This window comes from Pedobacter glucosidilyticus (genome assembly GCF_002483235.1).
GTDB classification, from domain to species: domain Bacteria; phylum Bacteroidota; class Bacteroidia; order Sphingobacteriales; family Sphingobacteriaceae; genus Pseudopedobacter; species Pseudopedobacter glucosidilyticum_B.
In genome coordinates this window covers 157,581-174,150 of record NZ_DLHN01000024.1, presented here as the reverse complement: position 1 = coordinate 174,150, position 16,570 = coordinate 157,581, and the positions used below count along the sequence as shown (strand labels likewise).

General features: G+C 33.2%; 16 protein-coding genes. 7 read left to right on the top strand and 9 right to left on the bottom strand.

The features are described from left to right. Nucleotides 1–102: 102 nt before the first annotated feature. The 4 genes from rpmH (at nt 103) to tsaB (ending at nt 1,652) form a co-directional block, all read left to right on the top strand. On the top strand, nt 103–261 hold the full coding sequence (rpmH, locus tag B2745_RS10175) for a 50S ribosomal protein L34 (protein WP_017258626.1): 159 nt from the start codon (nt 103–105) through the stop codon (nt 259–261). Between the two features lie 76 nt (nt 262–337). Further along, entirely contained in the window at nt 338–727 is a 390-nt protein-coding gene (locus tag B2745_RS10170) for a ribonuclease P protein component (RefSeq protein WP_304066056.1), read from the top strand. Then, nucleotides 727–957, top strand: coding sequence for a membrane protein insertion efficiency factor YidD (gene yidD / locus B2745_RS10165; RefSeq protein WP_304066053.1), 231 nt, complete (start codon nt 727–729; stop codon nt 955–957). The genes B2745_RS10170 and yidD overlap by 1 nt, the downstream gene beginning before the upstream one ends. Nucleotides 958–962: 5 nt before the next feature. Next, entirely contained in the window at nt 963–1,652 is a 690-nt protein-coding gene (gene tsaB / locus B2745_RS10160) for a tRNA (adenosine(37)-N6)-threonylcarbamoyltransferase complex dimerization subunit type 1 TsaB (RefSeq protein ID WP_304066051.1), read from the top strand. Here tsaB and B2745_RS10155 read toward each other — a convergent pair. Together B2745_RS10155 and B2745_RS10150 are read right to left on the bottom strand one after the other, a co-directional pair. Continuing rightward, entirely contained in the window at nt 1,649–3,097 is a 1,449-nt protein-coding gene (locus B2745_RS10155; protein WP_304066049.1) for a DUF5723 family protein, read from the bottom strand. The genes tsaB and B2745_RS10155 overlap by 4 nt on opposite strands. Before the next feature lie 36 nt (nt 3,098–3,133). Continuing rightward, nucleotides 3,134–4,750, bottom strand: a complete 1,617-nt coding sequence (locus B2745_RS10150; protein WP_304066046.1) for a hypothetical protein — start codon at nt 4,748–4,750, stop codon at nt 3,134–3,136. A gap of 93 nt (nt 4,751–4,843) precedes the next feature. Between B2745_RS10150 and B2745_RS10145 the strand changes: the two genes are divergently transcribed. Together B2745_RS10145 and priA are read left to right on the top strand one after the other, a co-directional pair. Further along, the gene (locus B2745_RS10145; protein ID WP_026904031.1) at nt 4,844–5,230 is read left to right on the top strand and encodes a DUF423 domain-containing protein; all 387 of its coding nucleotides are present in this window, start codon (nt 4,844–4,846) and stop codon (nt 5,228–5,230) included. Continuing rightward, nucleotides 5,227–7,707, top strand: coding sequence for a replication restart helicase PriA (priA, locus tag B2745_RS10140; RefSeq protein ID WP_304066044.1), 2,481 nt, complete (start codon nt 5,227–5,229; stop codon nt 7,705–7,707). The genes B2745_RS10145 and priA overlap by 4 nt, the downstream gene beginning before the upstream one ends. Here the strand turns inward: priA and B2745_RS10135 are convergent. Then, nucleotides 7,701–8,384 carry a hypothetical protein gene (locus B2745_RS10135; protein ID WP_304066042.1) on the bottom strand — a complete coding sequence of 228 codons (684 nt, stop codon included), beginning with the start codon at nt 8,382–8,384 and terminating at the stop codon, nt 7,701–7,703. The two genes, priA and B2745_RS10135, sit on opposite strands and share 7 nt — an antisense overlap. 34 nt (nt 8,385–8,418) lie before the next feature. After that, on the bottom strand, nt 8,419–9,759 hold the full coding sequence (locus tag B2745_RS10130; RefSeq protein ID WP_304066334.1) for a sugar transferase: 1,341 nt from the start codon (nt 9,757–9,759) through the stop codon (nt 8,419–8,421). Between the two features lie 96 nt (nt 9,760–9,855). On the opposite strand from B2745_RS10130, the gene B2745_RS10125 reads away from it, so the two are divergent. Next, complete coding sequence (locus tag B2745_RS10125; RefSeq protein ID WP_304066040.1) at nt 9,856–10,512, top strand: protein-L-isoaspartate(D-aspartate) O-methyltransferase; 657 nt, start codon at nt 9,856–9,858, stop codon at nt 10,510–10,512. Between the two features lie 93 nt (nt 10,513–10,605). Here the strand turns inward: B2745_RS10125 and smpB are convergent, their stop codons facing one another. The 5 genes from smpB to B2745_RS10100 are packed head-to-tail and all read right to left on the bottom strand — an operon-like array spanning nt 10,606 to nt 16,456. Then, nucleotides 10,606–11,073, bottom strand: a complete 468-nt coding sequence (smpB, locus tag B2745_RS10120) for an SsrA-binding protein SmpB (protein ID WP_304066037.1) — start codon at nt 11,071–11,073, stop codon at nt 10,606–10,608. A gap of 54 nt (nt 11,074–11,127) precedes the next feature. Further along, a complete protein-coding gene (locus B2745_RS10115; protein ID WP_304066034.1) occupies nt 11,128–11,538 on the bottom strand; it encodes a thioredoxin family protein in 411 nt (136 codons plus the stop codon). A gap of 40 nt (nt 11,539–11,578) precedes the next feature. After that, entirely contained in the window at nt 11,579–13,927 is a 2,349-nt protein-coding gene (locus B2745_RS10110) for a TonB-dependent receptor (protein WP_304066031.1), read from the bottom strand. A gap of 1 nt (nt 13,928) precedes the next feature. Further along, a complete protein-coding gene (locus B2745_RS10105) occupies nt 13,929–15,803 on the bottom strand; it encodes an Nramp family divalent metal transporter (RefSeq protein ID WP_304066028.1) in 1,875 nt (624 codons plus the stop codon). Beyond that, nucleotides 15,800–16,456 (bottom strand): metal-dependent transcriptional regulator, encoded by a 657-nt coding sequence (locus B2745_RS10100; protein ID WP_349681782.1) that lies wholly within the window; start codon nt 16,454–16,456, stop codon nt 15,800–15,802. The genes B2745_RS10105 and B2745_RS10100 overlap by 4 nt, the downstream gene beginning before the upstream one ends. Between the last annotated feature and the right edge of the window lie 114 nt (nt 16,457–16,570).

The following is a 16,570-nucleotide window of genomic DNA, read 5'->3' as shown; positions in this document are numbered from 1 at the left end:
TCATATATTTTAATTTATTTCTATTTAGGTTTTGATTTATAGAAAAACAAGTCTATATTTGCACTCTTATTTTATAGAGCGAAATTATTATTATATATAATCATGAAAAGAACATTCCAGCCTTCTCAAAGAAAAAGAAGAAACAAGCATGGTTTCAGAGAAAGAATGTCTACTGCAAATGGTAGAAGAGTATTAGCATCTAGAAGAGCTAAAGGCAGAAAAAGATTAACAGTTTCTGACGAGCGTCGTCATAAAGCATAATTTTAATTGCGTTCATTACCTTTTTAAGGTGAATGTATAATCCGATGTCTCTATATTTACTAATCGGGTTTATGCAATGAAAAATTTTCAATTTACAAAAGAAGAACGATTGTGTAGCAAAAAACTCTTAGCAGAGCTTTTTAACAATGGTTCTTCTTTTTTATTTTATCCTTTCCGGGTAACTTGGCAAATTAATCAAGAGCCACAAAAATATCCTGTACAAATTGTTATCTCTGTTCCTAAAAAGAGATTTAAGAAAAGTGTTGATAGAAATCTTATCAAAAGAAGGATAAAGGAGGCTTATAGATTACAAAAATCTGTTTCCTTGTATCCTTTTTTACAAACTCAGGAAAAGCAGCTTTTAGTAGCGTTTCATTATGTTGGCAAAGAGCTATTAGATTACTCGTATATTTATCAGAAGCTGTCATTAGCTTTAATTAATCTAGAAAAGCAAATGGTTAAGTAATGGGCTTTATCAAACAAATATTTTCATTGTTGTTTTTGTTGCTGATAAAACTTTATCAATATTTGCTATCTCCGTTATTAGGTGCATCATGTAGGTTTACACCTACTTGCTCTCAATATGGTATTGATGCAATTAAAAAATATGGCCCTTTTAAAGGGATGTGGTTAACTTTAAATAGAATTAGGAAGTGTCACCCTTGGGGGGGGCATGGGCATGATCCGGTACCTTAAACAATATGGCACTTATTTTACATATAGAAACAGCTACCAGCACTTGTTCTGTTGCTTTGGCAGAGAGCGGTGTTTTTATGGATAAAATAGAACGTACAGAGGCTAATATACATGCAGCCTCTTTAACCGTTTTTATTGATGAGTTGTTAAAAAGGAATCAAAAAAGTTTTAAAGAGCTTAAAGCTGTTGCCGTTAGCATGGGGCCAGGGTCTTATACAGGTTTGAGGATAGGTGTTTCTACTGCTAAAGGCTTATGTTTTGCTTTGGATATTCCGTTAATTGCTATCAATACTTTAACAGCAATGGCTAATGGATTTATTAAAAAATGCTATTCTGTAAACGGAAATACCATTTTTTGCCCCATGATAGATGCCAGAAGGATGGAGGTGTATACGGCTTTTTATAATAAGGACGTAGAGTTTTTAAAAGTTACAGAAGCAGTAATTGTAGATGAAAATTCTTTTAAGGCTATTTTAGATACTTATATTGTTTATTTTTTTGGTGATGGAGCACCTAAATGCGATGAGGTTTTAGGTAAACATATAAATGCCAGAATAATGGATGATTTTTCTAATTCTGCCGAAGATTTAATAGAACCAGCTTATGAGAAATTTAAAGAAGGTGCTTTTGAAGATATAGCCTATTTTGAACCTTATTATTTAAAGGATTATGTAGCTGGAAAGAAAAAAGCTTAATTTCTTCTTTTACCAGCTTTTTTACTGTTTCTTGCTGCTTCTTTTCTTATAGATCTTCTTTCTTTATTGCTTAACCGATATACAAAGCCCGTTTCTTCGTCATTTAATCCATCAACAAAATCTGCCATTCCATCACTTTGAACTTTTCTGCCAAACTTGATATTAAGACCCATAAAAACATTCATTTGTGTGGGACTTTTACCAATATTACCATCTTTACTTATCAAACCTTTGGTAAAATAGTAGCTAGGAAGAAGTTTTTCAGAGCCTAAATAAAACTCGGTACTTATAGATTGTAACATCAATAAACCACCAATTTGCAAACCATCGGGTTTTTCATACGTGGTATTGATAGCGATATTAAATGCACCTTTTTTAAAATTGTTAAGTAAAGCTAATTGGGTACTCCTACCATCAATATACTGCGTAGCCACAAAAACAGATTTATAAAAACCAAAATTTCGGGAAGCAGCAATTTGTATATGAGCGGGTAAAAAGCTGTTAAACTTCTCTAAACTGGCATTTCTCACAATCATCTCGCTAAGTTCTGTTCTGATATTACCATTGGGTTTAATTTCCTTTATTTTGGTTGGTACCAAAGTATCACTAAAAGTAGAATAAACAGCATTTTTATGCCATCTGATAAAACCTAAATCTTTTAAATGCGCTGTAACATAAATGCCATTTTTAAAAGTATAAGAACTACCAAGGGTAAGGGCTAATCCTGGATTTTTGAAATTAGGTAATAAGTTTTTAATTTTTATAGTATCTGCACCTAAATTAGAACGATAAGTACCATTAAAATAAGCTTCATAACCATCATCTAAAGGGGTAATAGCCGATTCTTGAATATTAATTTTATGATAAGTTGTGCCACTTAAAAAGCTTAATTTAGCACCAAAAGCAAGTTTTTTATTATAATTTTCTCGGTAAGTTAAACCAAATTGCCAGAAAGATTGGTTTAATGTATTGCTATTGAAAACACCTGGAAAGGGATCATTGAAATTTTCGTAGCTATCTAAAAATGCAAATAAAGCATTGGGTAATTGGGTCTGACCAATATTTCTAAATTGTATAGATGCCCCAATCTCTCTTTGATATGTTAGACTTTTAAATAATTTAAACATAGCCAGGTAAGCATTGATATCACCTGATAATTGATTTTGATTGTTGGCTGCTAATAATGGACCGCCTTTGATACTATCTCTATTAAAAATATAAGATTTTAAACTGGTTTCTATATCTCCTTTAAAACGTAGTTGCGCACCAAAGGAGGGGAACAAAAAGCTTACTGCGTATTTGCTACTAAGTTCTGGAGTAAAAGCGGTATTTACAGGGTTTTCAAAAGAATCAAATACAGTTTTAGAATGTATAAGCGATGTTTCCTGAGCTTTAGCTGCTAAACAAGTTAATGATATAAAGCTTATAAACACCCAAATTCTCATGATTAAATTTATCTAAAAATATGGGTTAAATAAAGTTTATTTTAACAAGGAGTCTAAAAGTAAAGAGTCTGCCTGTGTATTTGTATCTTCTAGCTCAGGAACTTTACTCATATAAAGGTTTGTGAAAAATTTATCCTTATCGGCACTAAATTGTACCGATATACCGTAAATATTTTTCCATCCAAAATCATCACTTTTAAATTGTTGATTTACTTTGCTGCTTAAATAAGATTTTATAACAGCCTTAGCATTACTGTTGTGTAAAAAATAAAAGATATTTCCTTGGTTTGATAAATATTGCTGAAACTGCAAATTTCTATCTGTTCTGCTTAAGAAATTTTGCTCCTCATAGTTTTGAAGAAAACCATGAAGTGCCTGCATGCTGTTAGAAACCAACAAATGATTTTCAATTATAGCATAATAAGGTCTTCTAAAGCCTTTGAAAGGATCACCTAGATGGTAGTAGAGGATATCAGAATCATCAAATCTGGATATTTTTGAATTGATGGGTGTACTAATGGTTGATAAAATAAAAGATAGTCTCCCGGTATTGTTAGTTTTAATGATACCAATTTTATTTCCAGATGCTACCTGTATACTTCCAAACTCTTTACCTAACACCAGCGGAAATTCTTTCTCGATATTGATAGAATGTCTTTGAGAGATATTTTGGAGTTGGCTATTCTTTTTGTTACGCTCTTTTCTTTTCTCAAATAAGGCGTTTAAATCCTTTTGAAAAGTTTGCTGATTTGAAACGAAGTAAAATAGGTAAGAAGCTGCATCAAAAGGAACTAAATCTAAAAGTGTACATTTTCCTGATTGTTGGTTTAAAAATAAAGCTGGATAGCTACCTTTTTGTTCTAGCTCTGTTATTCCGCTAAACATAAAAGCATTTTTTTGGTAATTGATGTTTAAGCTAGAAAATGCTGGAAACGTTTTTAAATTCTCTGTTTCTGCGGGTTTGTCTTTTTTAGAAAATCCAGCTAAAAAAGAAGCTAAGTTTGGGTAATTGATATATAAGTTGGCAATAGCATTCTTATTTCTTACCGAGCTAAAACTCTCGCCTTTAAAGAATTTTTGTTTTTTATTTGAGCTTTCTAAAAGAGCTTTTTGAACAAGATTTTCGTTAAAACTACCTATCCAAACATTTTTTGCCAATGTAAAGTAGAATTTGCTTTGGTTATTAAATGTGAGGGTATAACTTGTAGTTTTATTTAGAACTTTTTCTTCTATTTTAAACTTTTGCTTTAAATTCTGGATGCTTTCTTGGCTACTTTCTAGTTGTTTATTATTTAAAGGAGCAATAATTAATACATCGGCTTGGTTTTTATCTGTTTGGTGTACAGAAAAGTAAAGTTCTGATGTAGATAAAGCATCGTTAAAACTTGTATTATCAATAAAAGTATTTTTAAGTGCTGTTAAGTGTTTACTGATATTCTGTCCTAAAACAGCTTCAAAAAGTGTGAAATCTTTAAAAATGTCATAAAAAGAAGTTTCATTCTTATATTCAAAAATCAGAGAAGCATCTGCGGGTATCGTGTTAAAAGCTTTTTCTGTAGTACTTTCAGACGAAGAAATATTATTAAAATACAGCCATGCAGTAGCAAAAGCGGCAATTATAAGCAAGCTAATCGTGATTATTATTTTTCTCATTTTATATTTCCTCTCAACAAAAATAGATTTTTGTATTGAAGCACCGAAAATTGATTGCATCTTTATTAAATTAGCAATTTACACTGCGGGTTTATGAACAAGAGAATTATCATCACAGCAGCTTTTTTTGGAGCTTTAGCCGTAATTTTAGGTGCCTTTGGTGCTCATGCGTTAAAAAAAATATTATCTGTAGATAGCCTTGATGTTTGGCATACTGCTGTTCAGTATCATTTCTATCATACGTTTGCATTATTATTTTTAAGTACTTTTGCCAGGTATAAAAATGCTCTTATAAATTTTTCTTCATACTGTTTTACCGGCGGTATTTTACTATTTAGTGGCTCTTTATACATCTTATCTTTAAAAGATTATATGGGCTGGGATGGCGCTTCTTTTCTTGGTCCGGTTACACCCATTGGCGGCTTATTGTTTATTTTGGGTTGGTTAAGTTTATTATTAGCAGCCTTCAGAGATAAATGATAGATTTTGATCATCACACCTCCAGAAAAACCTTATTTGCTGAGGTAATTTTACCTTTGGCAATACCTAAGTTTTATACTTACCGAGTTCCGTTTGAATTAAATGATGAACTAGCTATAGGGAAGAGGGCTGTAGTGCAGTTTGGAAAGAGTAAGATTTATACCGCTATTGTTGCTTCTATTACAGATAAAGCGCCAGTGGCTTATGAAGCCAAATACCTGATTGATATTATTGATGACCAGCCCATCATCACCCAAAAACAATTAAAACTATGGGATTGGATTGCCGAATACTATTTATGTTTTACTGGCGAGGTTATGGCTGCTGCTTTGCCTTCTGCACTAAAATTAGCCAGCGAAACAAAAATTATTCTGAGTCATGAAGAAAACATAGATAAAAGCAACCTTAATGATAAGGAATACATTGTTGTGGATGCTCTTGAAATCCAAAACGAGCTTAGCCTACAAGAAATTGCTAAAATACTAGGTCAGAAAACTATATTTCCCATCATAAAAAGCTTGCTGGATAAGCGAATTGTTTTTATATCAGAAGAAATAAACGAAAAATTTAAACCTAAAACGGTTAAGCATCTTCGTTTAAATAGTTTTTATGATGATAAAGAACATCTGAAGGCATTGTTTGAACTTCTTGAAAAATCGCCAAAGCAATTAGATGCTTTACTAGCTTATTTGAAACTTCAAAAAGAGCAATTAAAAATCACCAGAGCTACCCTTGCAGAAGCTAGTGGTGCCAGTGCAGCTGTGATAAAAGCTTTAATAGATAAAGGGATTTTTGAGGTTAAAGAAGAAACTGTCAGTCGTTTTAGTTTTGATGATGAAGAAAATACCAATGATTTTATTTTAAGTGAACCTCAGCAAAAAGCTTTTGATGAAATCAGGCTATCTTTTAAAGAGAGGCCGGTTACACTTTTGCATGGTATTACCTCTTCTGGTAAAACTCAACTGTATATCCGTTTAATGGAAGAGTACTTAGCCTTAGGCAAACAAGTACTTTATTTGCTTCCAGAAATAGCTTTAACAGCGCAAATAGTAGAACGCTTAAAGTTCCATTTTGGAAATCAGATTGTGGTTTACCATAGTAAATTTAATGATAATGAAAGAGCTGAAATTTGGCAAAAAGTTTTAAAAAATGAAGCTAAAATCATTTTAGGAGCTCGCTCTTCCTTGTTTCTTCCTTTTGCAGATTTAGGTTTCATCATTGTTGATGAAGAGCATGAGGCCAGTTATAAACAGTACGACCCAGCACCACGCTATCATGCCAGAGATGTTGCTATTGTTTTGGCTAATATTTATCAGGCTAAAGTTTTGTTAGGCTCTGCTACACCATCTTTAGAAAGTTACTTTAATGCAACCACCCAACAAAAATATGGTTTGGTTAGGTTGGATGTGCGCTATAGCGGCGTAAACTTGCCAGAAATAGAGGTAGTGAGTATAACAGAAGAAAAGGCCCGTAAAACCATTAAAGAGAATTTTACAAGCGTACTTATAGATCGTATACAAGAAGCTATAAAAGTTAAAGAACAGGTTATTTTGTTTCAAAACCGGAGAGGTTATGTACCTATTTTAATTTGTAAAACTTGTGGTAATACACCCAAGTGCATCAATTGTGATGTTAGCTTAACTTACCATAAGGCATCAGGCAAACTACATTGCCATTATTGTGGTTACAGAGAAGATAATATTACCGAGTGTCCGGCTTGTGGTTCTAAGCATATCGAGTATAAAGGCTTAGGTACAGAAAAAGTAGAGGATGATTTACGGGTATTACTTCCTGATTTAAAAATTGGCCGCTTAGATTACGATACTACGAGAAATAAAAATGCCCATCAACATATCATCAATGATTTTGAAGAAAAGCGTTTGGATGTTTTGGTTGGTACACAAATGGTTGCCAAAGGTTTGGATTTTGATAATGTTACTACTATAGGTGTTATCAATGCCGATAGTATGCTACAGTTTCCTGATTTTAGGGCTTATGAGCGTAGTTTTCAAATGTTATCACAAGTTGCAGGTAGAGCCGGAAGAAGAGAAAAGCAAGGTAAAGTAATCATTCAAACTTATGATACCAAAAACCGGGTGATACAGCAAATTGTGAATAATGATTATGAAGCCATGTACAGGCATGAGATTTTAGAAAGAAAGCAGTTTAAATATCCTCCTTTTTACCGTTTAATTCATATCGATATTAAACATAAAGATTTTGCTAAAAACCAACAAATTGCAGAAGGTTTTGCCAGAGAATTAAAGAAAACTTTGGGCGATTTGGTTATTGGTCCTCAAACACCGCTTATTGGGCGTATCCGCAACTACTATATCCAAACTATTATTTTAAAAATAGATTTACAACATCAATCTATACCTAAAATAAAAGAATATTTGAGAAAGGAAATTAGCAATTTTGATGCTAATAAACTCAATAAGGGAAGCTATCTGGTGGTTAATGTAGACCCTTATTGATGTCCAAAATTATATTGCAAACTTAGCATACTTAAAGGTAGGTTATTAAAACCCCATCTTCTAAAATTAGCAATAGAAGTTGTTCTATTACCGTCGTTTAAAGTTTTAGTTTCTCTATCATTAGAGTAAAGTATATCTAAACCAGCTTCTGCACTAATGGTAAATTTTGATTTTAATAAATTTACTTTTACACCAATTAAGGGATGAATAAGTGCTCCATTTTTTTCAACAATAACATCATATAAAAGTGCATTGTTACTAACATTGTTGGCAATACCATCAAAATAAATTCTTCTATATCCCAAATCTAAGCCATAAAAAGGTTGGAAAACTCCGTAAATAAGGCTACGTTCAAAACCAGCTTTTAAAGTAAAATCAGAAAAATTACCGTTTACGGTTTCACAATCCCGACAAACATTTTTAAAGCTATAATTATTATTAGAATATTTAGAACCTACAAACCTATAGCTAATTTGGTTATCGTTAAATTTAAATACAATGCCATTTAAATAAGAAGGTGTAAAGCTTTCAGCGTCTCTAACCTCATTCATTAATTTAGGAAAATCGCCAAAGCTGGCGGCTTTAATTCCTATACTATAGCTGTAATTATTTTGAGACTGAGAAAACGCTTGAAAGTAAAATATAATACCTAAAGTTAAGAGTAATATTTTTTTCATTTTATTGGCTGAAAAATTTTTACAAGTATAAAACTTATTTTCCTCTTCCTTGCATAACAATTAGAATTGTGTAGCATAAAATCTTAAAGTCTAATGCTAGCGATCTATTTTCTACATAAATAATATCAAAAGTAAGTCTTTTAATCATTTGCTCTACATTTTCTGCATATCCAAACTTTACTTGTCCCCATGAGGTTATACCAGGTAAAACTTTATGCAAGTAATGGTAATGAGGTGCTTTTTTTTCTATTTGTTTAATGTAAAAAGCTCGTTCAGGCCGTGGTCCAACCAAAGACATTTCTCCTTTTAAAATGTTAAAAAACTGAGGTAATTCGTCTAGTCTCGTTTTTCTTAAAATTTTACCTATTCTGGTAACACGTGGGTCGTTAGATTTTGATAAAGAAGGCCCTTTTTCTTCCGCATCTATAAACATGCTTCTAAACTTGTAAATGTTAAATGGTTTCCCATCTTTTCCAATTCTTTCTTGATGATAAATACCAGGACCTTCACTATCTAGTTTAATCATGATATAAATGATGATAAACAAAGGAGCTAAGAAAAACAGTACTGTTATAGCGATTGTATAATCTAATATTTTTTTTAAGCTTCTTTGCCAAAAAGGCATGTGGTCTGGGTGTAAAGTAATTAAAGGGATAGAAAAAAGATAATTTAGCTTTACAAAGCCCGACAGTATTTCATAAATATCAGGTATGATATTGATAATAACTGTTGTTTGTTCTAATTGATTTAAAATATCTTTAAGTTGATGATGCTGATTGGTTTCTATAGCAATAATAACTTCCTCTATCTGGTAGCTTTCGATGATAACTTTAATATCATCAAAAGAGCCTAGTTTTGGTAGCTTAACCATTGGGGTATCTTCTTCATCTATTAAACCAACATAACCTAAAATATGAAACCCCAGATTTTTCGGCTGTGATTTAATATCTGCCAAAATCTGTTTAGCTTTTTTATTATTACCAATTAAAATGGTATTAAAGCTTATTTTTCCTTTACGTATTTGTCTTTTTATCCAGGTATGAAATAGCAATCTACCAAAACCCATGATAAAAAAATGTGTCAATCCAAAGTTTAAAGCTGCTTGAATGTTGTAACTGTTATGCTTAAATAATAGAATATACAACAGAGTGATGATGATAGATTGATTAAATGTTCTGATAACTTCTTTAAATCTGGATTTTCTAGTGAATTGGGCATAAGTACCCGTAAAAGCATAAATTAAAAGAAGTATAAATAAAGAAATAAGTGTTATTAAGTTGTTTTTAATCAACAAAATTTCTGTAAAAAAGATAAAAATGAGAGCAACAAGAGTATCAAGAAAGATAAAAAGTAAAAGTTTTTTTTGTTTAAGCATTGATGTTCTGCTACTTGTGTATTTTATCATTAAAAGTGAAGAAGTAAAGCTAATAAAATTGCTTTAAATTCGTTTCAGATTCTATTTTTGTAGCAAATGGGATATAAATTTGTAGATAATTATCGCGAAAAGGGCGCAAGGAAGAAGCTGGTAGAAGAACTCAGAAAAAAAGGTATTTCTGATGAGCAAGTATTAAAAGCCATTGGTACTGTAAAAAGACATTATTTTTTTGATGAAACTTTCTGGAGCCAAGCTTATTTGGATAAAGCATTCCCTATTGGCGAAGGGCAAACTATTTCTAACCCCTATACGGTAGCTTACCAAAGCGAATTATTACATATTAAAAAAGGAGATAAAGTTTTAGAGATTGGTACAGGTTGCGGTTATCAAACCTGTGTGTTGTTAGAGTTGGGGGCTAAAGTTTATACCATAGAAAGACAAGAAAAACTATTTGAAAGAACCAGGCAAGTATTGCCTCACATTGGTTATCAGGCCGAGTTTTTTCTAGGCGATGGCTCTAAAGGTATTGCAGAGCATGCCCCTTACGATAAAATTATTGTAACAGCAGGAGCTCCTTTAGTTCCACAAATTTTATTGAAGCAATTAAAGATAGGAGGTATTTTGGTAATACCCGTAGGGGATGAAAAAAGCCAAAAAATGGTAACTGTACTACGCGTTTCTGAAAATGACTTTGATAAAATTGTGTTAGATACTTTCAGATTTGTACCCTTATTAGGAGACCAAGCATGGTAAATATAGCTGTTTGACGTTTAACCAACTAATAAATAACTCCCGAGCTATCGGGACTAACAACCTAACCAACTAACAATCTAACAACCTAAGCACCTACACATACTTCTTCTTCACCATATCTAACTCTCTTTTTACATCTCTTTCTTTGATAGTATCACGTTTATCAAAAGCTTTTTTACCTTGGGCTAAGGCTATTTCCATTTTAGCAAAGCCTCTTTCGTTGATAAAAATGCGTAAGGGGATAATGGTAAGACCTTTATCTTCGCCTTTAACCAGCAATTTTTTGATTTCCTTTTTATTGAGTAGTAGTTTTCGGTCTCTTTTTGCTTCGTGGTTGTAAAAAGAGCCATGAGAATATTCGGCTATATCCATATTTCTCACATACAGCTCGTTATTGATGAAAGAACAAAAAGAATCGCCAATATTTGCTTTTCCTTGTCTGATAGATTTAATCTCGGTACCTAAAAGTTTAATGCCAGCAACAAATTTTTCAAGAATGCTATACTCAAAAGTGGCTTTCTTGTTTCTGATGTTTACACTGGATGTTATTTTATTAGACATACTGCGAATATCGTGAAAAAATTGAGTAATTGAAGTTTTATGAAGGCTACTTTCCTAGTTAGTTTTTAAAATTTCAAGGAGTTTATCACTACTTAAATATTCAAACCACCGACTTTTAACAGCGAAATTACTATCTAAAATAAGTGTTACCGGGGGTATAAATTGTTTTTCTCTAGTACCAAGTAAAATTGCCAGCTCATGAAATTTAGCTTTCTTATTAAATGTTTTCCCATCAAAAAAGATGGGTGTTTTAGTTTCTGCATCAAACTTGACTGCATAATAATGTTGGCTTATTTCTTTAATGATAGCCGCTTTTGAGTAGACTTCTTTATCCATTTTTTTGCAGTAAACACACCAATCAGTATAAAAACTAATGATAACAGGTTTAGGCTTAATTTTTAAGGAATCATCTAGTTGCTCAAAACTTAGCCATGCAATTTCCTGAGCCACTCCAGACTTTATCATCCCTAAGCAAAATAATACAGCTAGCAAAAACCTCAACATGCTACAAACTCCTAAATTTCAAGCCTAAATAAAATGTTCTTGGTCTGGCTGGTCCGTAAACATAATCAGAGTCTCTGGTAGGCCCTGTATCAAAATCTTTTTGGAAACTATTAAATATATTTTGAACGCCTAAACTGCAATCTATCATCAGGTTTTTTAGCTTAAACTGATAGGTATTTTTTAAATTTAATTCTAAAAAACTTGGGGTTTTAACCAATAGAGGTAATCCATCAGCATTGATAACTCTGGCAGCAGTCATATTTCCGGTATAAACAGCACTGATATCAAAACTTAATTTTTGGGTAGCCTTGTAATTACTATTAAAGTAGCCATAGCTACGTGGTGTTTTTAAAAATTCGGTAATACTAACCCTTGTATTTGTTAAATCATTAGGATTATCATAAATAACCTGAGCATCATTGTAAGCAGTTTTTTGCCAGGTTCCGCCAGCTTGCAAGTTAAACTTAGCAGAAGGCACTATATTGAGCTCGAAATTTGCACCACTTACATAAGCACCTTCTCCATTACTTACTTCTTCTAAAATAGTTCCGTTTCCTAAAGAAGCACCAGTATTAATGGTCACAAACTGGTTTTTTAAAGTGGTGTAAAAACCTTCTGTAAGGAAACTTACTTGCGTATTGCCCCAAGTACAAGCATAGCTTAAAGATGCTGTAAAAGCATCAGAAAATTCGGTTTTTAGGTTTTCTGATAGTATCACAAACCTTTGCTCGCCCGCTACAGATGATATGTGCATATCTTCATTAAAAGCCTGTGGCGCTCTAAAACCTCGGGCATAGCCACCTCTAAACTGCCAATCTTCATTAAATTTATACAAAAGCGTAAAACGCGGACTCAATACACCTTTTCTAAGATTTGAGTTGCGGAATATATTTTGTAAAGTATAATTCCCAGTTACATGTGTGATATCGTATCTGCTACCTAACAAAGCAGTTAGTTTCTCGTTTGGCTTCCATTCGTACTGGGCATATAAACCAAAAGTGGTCAAAGATTGATCTATAATTCTGTTGTAGCCAGCAATCTCATCATCAACTTGGTTATGTTGTAGTTCTGTACCCATCACAAAAACAGAGGTGTTTTCTAGATTTTTGGAAAACTGTAAGCCTCCAACAACAGAAATATCATCTGTAAAACCGTAAGCATTATTAGCTCTGGTACTATCTATTGCGGTATAGCTGCCTCCTAAACCACCATAATAGCTGTTTCTTTTTCCTTTTTGTGTTGATATATAAGCAGAGTATTTATTCTTTAGATTTTTACTGTACTGGTCAAAAGTTAACCCCCCTAATAAAATGTTATGGTCTAGCTGCTCAGTAATATCTGTAAATTGTGGTGCCAGATGAAGGCGGTCTCCACCTCTCCTAAATTCTTTTATAGCGCTAAAATCTAGCGTAAGCCTGCTTCTATCGCTGGGTTTTAAAAAAGCTTTTCCGCCAAAGGTATTGTTCTCCATACGGGTGATTTCTGTAAAACCATCTGCATTGGCATCAAAAGGAGAACGATTTCTAAACATCCCATAAAATGTAGCACCACTTTTTAAATCTTCTGCGGCAATGCTACCATTAAAATTTATAACGTTGTCTGGTTCTCTGCCATTTATTAAAGCTATGTTAGAACCTATTTCCCATGAGTTTAATACAGGGTCTTTGGTAATGATATTGATGGTTCCGGCTATGGCATTAGAGCCAAAAAGTGCCGAGCCACCGCTTCTTACCACTTCCACACGCTCTATCATACTGGTGGGGATTTGGTCCAAACCGTAAACGCTACTTAAAGCGCTAAAAATTGGTCGGCTATTGATTAAAACTTGTGAATATGCGCCTTCTAAGCCATTTAATCTTACTTGGGTAAACCCGCAGTTTTGACAATTATTTTCTAATCTTACACCCGGTTGGTAATTTAAACCTTCTGATAAACTTAATGATTGCGTAGCATTAAAAAGTTTAGCACCAATAACATTTACCACAACCGGAGCCTCTTTTCTGGATACACCATATCGGGTAGCACTTACCACCACTTCATTTAAGCCTAAATCATCGTTATTAAGCTGTATTTCTAACGATATATTTTCATCCGGTTTAACCGAAATAGATTTTCTATAATTTTTATAGCCCAATAAGCTTACGCTGATGTGATGCTCGCCTGGAGTAACATCTTTAAAATGAAATACACCTAAGCTATCTGTAATTTGATAATTTAAGCTTTTATCTAATTTAACAACCGCTTGTTTTACAGGCATGCCTGAAGCAAAAACTCTCCCATAAATATTGGCTTTTTGAGCTAAAAGCGCTATCGGGGATAGTAAAAATATTAGAATGAATAGATTTTTCATATTATTTCCTTACCACTAAAACAGGTATGTTAACCTGATGCCTTACGGCATCTACAGTAGAACCAAATAGTAAATCGCTAAAGCCTTTATGGCCATGCGCACCCATCACTAAAAAGTCTATTTCGCTTTTGTTTACAATTTTTGCAATAGCACTTGAGGTAGAACCATAGCCAATTTTATAAGTGCTGTTAAAGCCCAAATCTTTTAAGTTTTGCTGATATTTTTTGAGGTTTTCTTCATCACTGATAGTTTCCATATCCATCACATTTTGTTGATGATAACGGGCCCCAGCTGTTTCAACAATATGAATAAGCGTATAATTGGCTAGTTGGCCACCTTGTAAAATAGCATGTCTGATGACGTTTTTATCGTTTGCAGAAAAGTCTATACTGATACCAATATTTTGATAAACAGGAGTTTTTAAATCGGCTAGATTTAAAGCACTACCGTGGGGTATTGCAGCTTGTTTGTCTTGCGTAGGGAAGAACGGCTTGATGATAATGTATAACAACAACAGGCCAACCGCAATAGCTAAAGGGATTACTGTTAAGTATAACCAGAAGGCATTTTCGCCTGCACTTATCATCCATCCGCTAATTTCATCAATAACTAATTTTACATTTAAACTGATGATGATAACTGCACTTAGCCAAGCTAAAATTTTAACCCATGTTTTGATGGCAAATTCTTTCATCAGTTTAGCATCTGAATTAAAATGGATAAGCGGAATAATAGCAAAACCTAATTGTAAGCTTAATACCACCTGACTTAGAATAAGCAGTGCACCCAAAGATTCCTCTCCAAAATAAATGATGGTAAAAAATGCTGGAGTGATAGCCAGCAGACGAGTAATTAACCTTCTTAGCCATGGCGCAATACGTAAATTTAAATGCCCTTCCATAACAATTTGCCCTGCTAGCGTACCTGTTATGGTAGAACTTTGCCCCGATGCGATAAGCGCAATAGCAAAAAGTGCAGGTGCTGCTTCACCAAATATGTTTCCTAGTAATTTATGTGCATCTTGTATCTCAGCAACTTCATTAAAGCCATTGGTGAAAAAAGCCGCTGCTGCGAGTATTAAAATAGCCGCATTAACTAAAAAAGCCAGATTAAGCGCAATAGTAGTATCAATTAAATTAAATTTTAAAGCTTCTTTAATGCCTTTGCTACTGCGCTCTATCTTACGTGTTTGTACTAAAGAAGAGTGTAAGTATAAATTATGAGGCATTACCGTTGCGCCGATAATACCAATGGCGATGTAGAGAGCACTACCATCTAAAGAGCTAGGAATAAATCCTTTTACAACATCATTTAACTGGGGTTGTACAATAATCATCTCCATTAAAAAAGAAACACCAACAATAAAAACCATAGAAACTATAAAAGCTTCCATGCTGCGCATACCTTTTTTTAATAAAAAGAGTAAAAGAATAGTATCTAAAACAGTGATGCTGATGCCCCAAATTAGCGGTATACCAAAAAGAAGGTTTAAACCTATGGCCATCCCAATAATTTCGGCCAAATCACAAGCTATTATAGCTATTTGAGCCAAAATATACAACGGAATATTTGCCCAATTAGGGTAAGCTTTTTTAGAAGCTTGGGCCAAATCTAAACCTCTTACTATGCCTAAACGGGCACTTAATGATTGTAATAAAAGAGCAATTAGGTTAGACATGAGCAAAACCCATATCAGTTTATAACCAAACTGAGAGCCTCCAGCTATATCTGTTGCCCAATTTCCAGGATCCATATAGCCAACACTAACCAAATAAGCTGGCCCAAGAAAGGCGAAAATCTTTCTCCAACCTGTTTTTTTCTCGGTTTTAACACTGCTATGTACCTCACTTAAAGATTCTGTATGTTTTCTGTTCATATAGCTATCAATAAATTTTTTGCCACTTCTCTGCTAATCATAATGTCGTTTTCTTTGATAGAAATGATAAAAGAGCCATCAAACTCTATTTGCTCTTTAATGGTAATTTCTTGGCCTAAGACCAGTCCGGTTTTTTCAAGGTATTTTAAAAATAGGGGCGAGTGTTCTCTTACACCGCTAATAATTCCTAAAGTTTCATTCTTAAGTTTTGATATAGGTATGAGTTCCGGAACGTTAAATTTGCCGTTCTTATCCGGAATAGGGTCGCCATGAGGGTCTGTTTTAGGGAACTCTAAAAATTCATCTAAACGATTGATCAATAAATCAGAATGGATGTGTTCTAATTCTTCTGCTAAATCATGTACTTCATCCCATTTAAAATTAAGTTTCTCTACCAAAAAAACTTCCCATAAGCGATGCTTACGAATGATGTTTAAAGCTCTCTCTCTGCCCAAAGGTGTTAAAGTAACACCTTGATATTTGATGTAATTGATGAATTCTTTATCGGCAAGTTTCTTCAACATATCTGTAACAGATGCTGCTTTGGTATTTAAAGATTCTGCAATAGCATTGGTATTTACAGCAGTACCTTCATCTGGAGATAGGTGATATATAGATTTTAAATAATTCTCTTCTGTAAATGAAGTAATCATGATACTAAAATATTATTAATGCAAATCTAATTATATTTTTAGATTAATCTAAAAATTATTTTTGCCAATTAATATATTGATATAAGCAGTTTTATAAAATTTTATTTGGTTTAA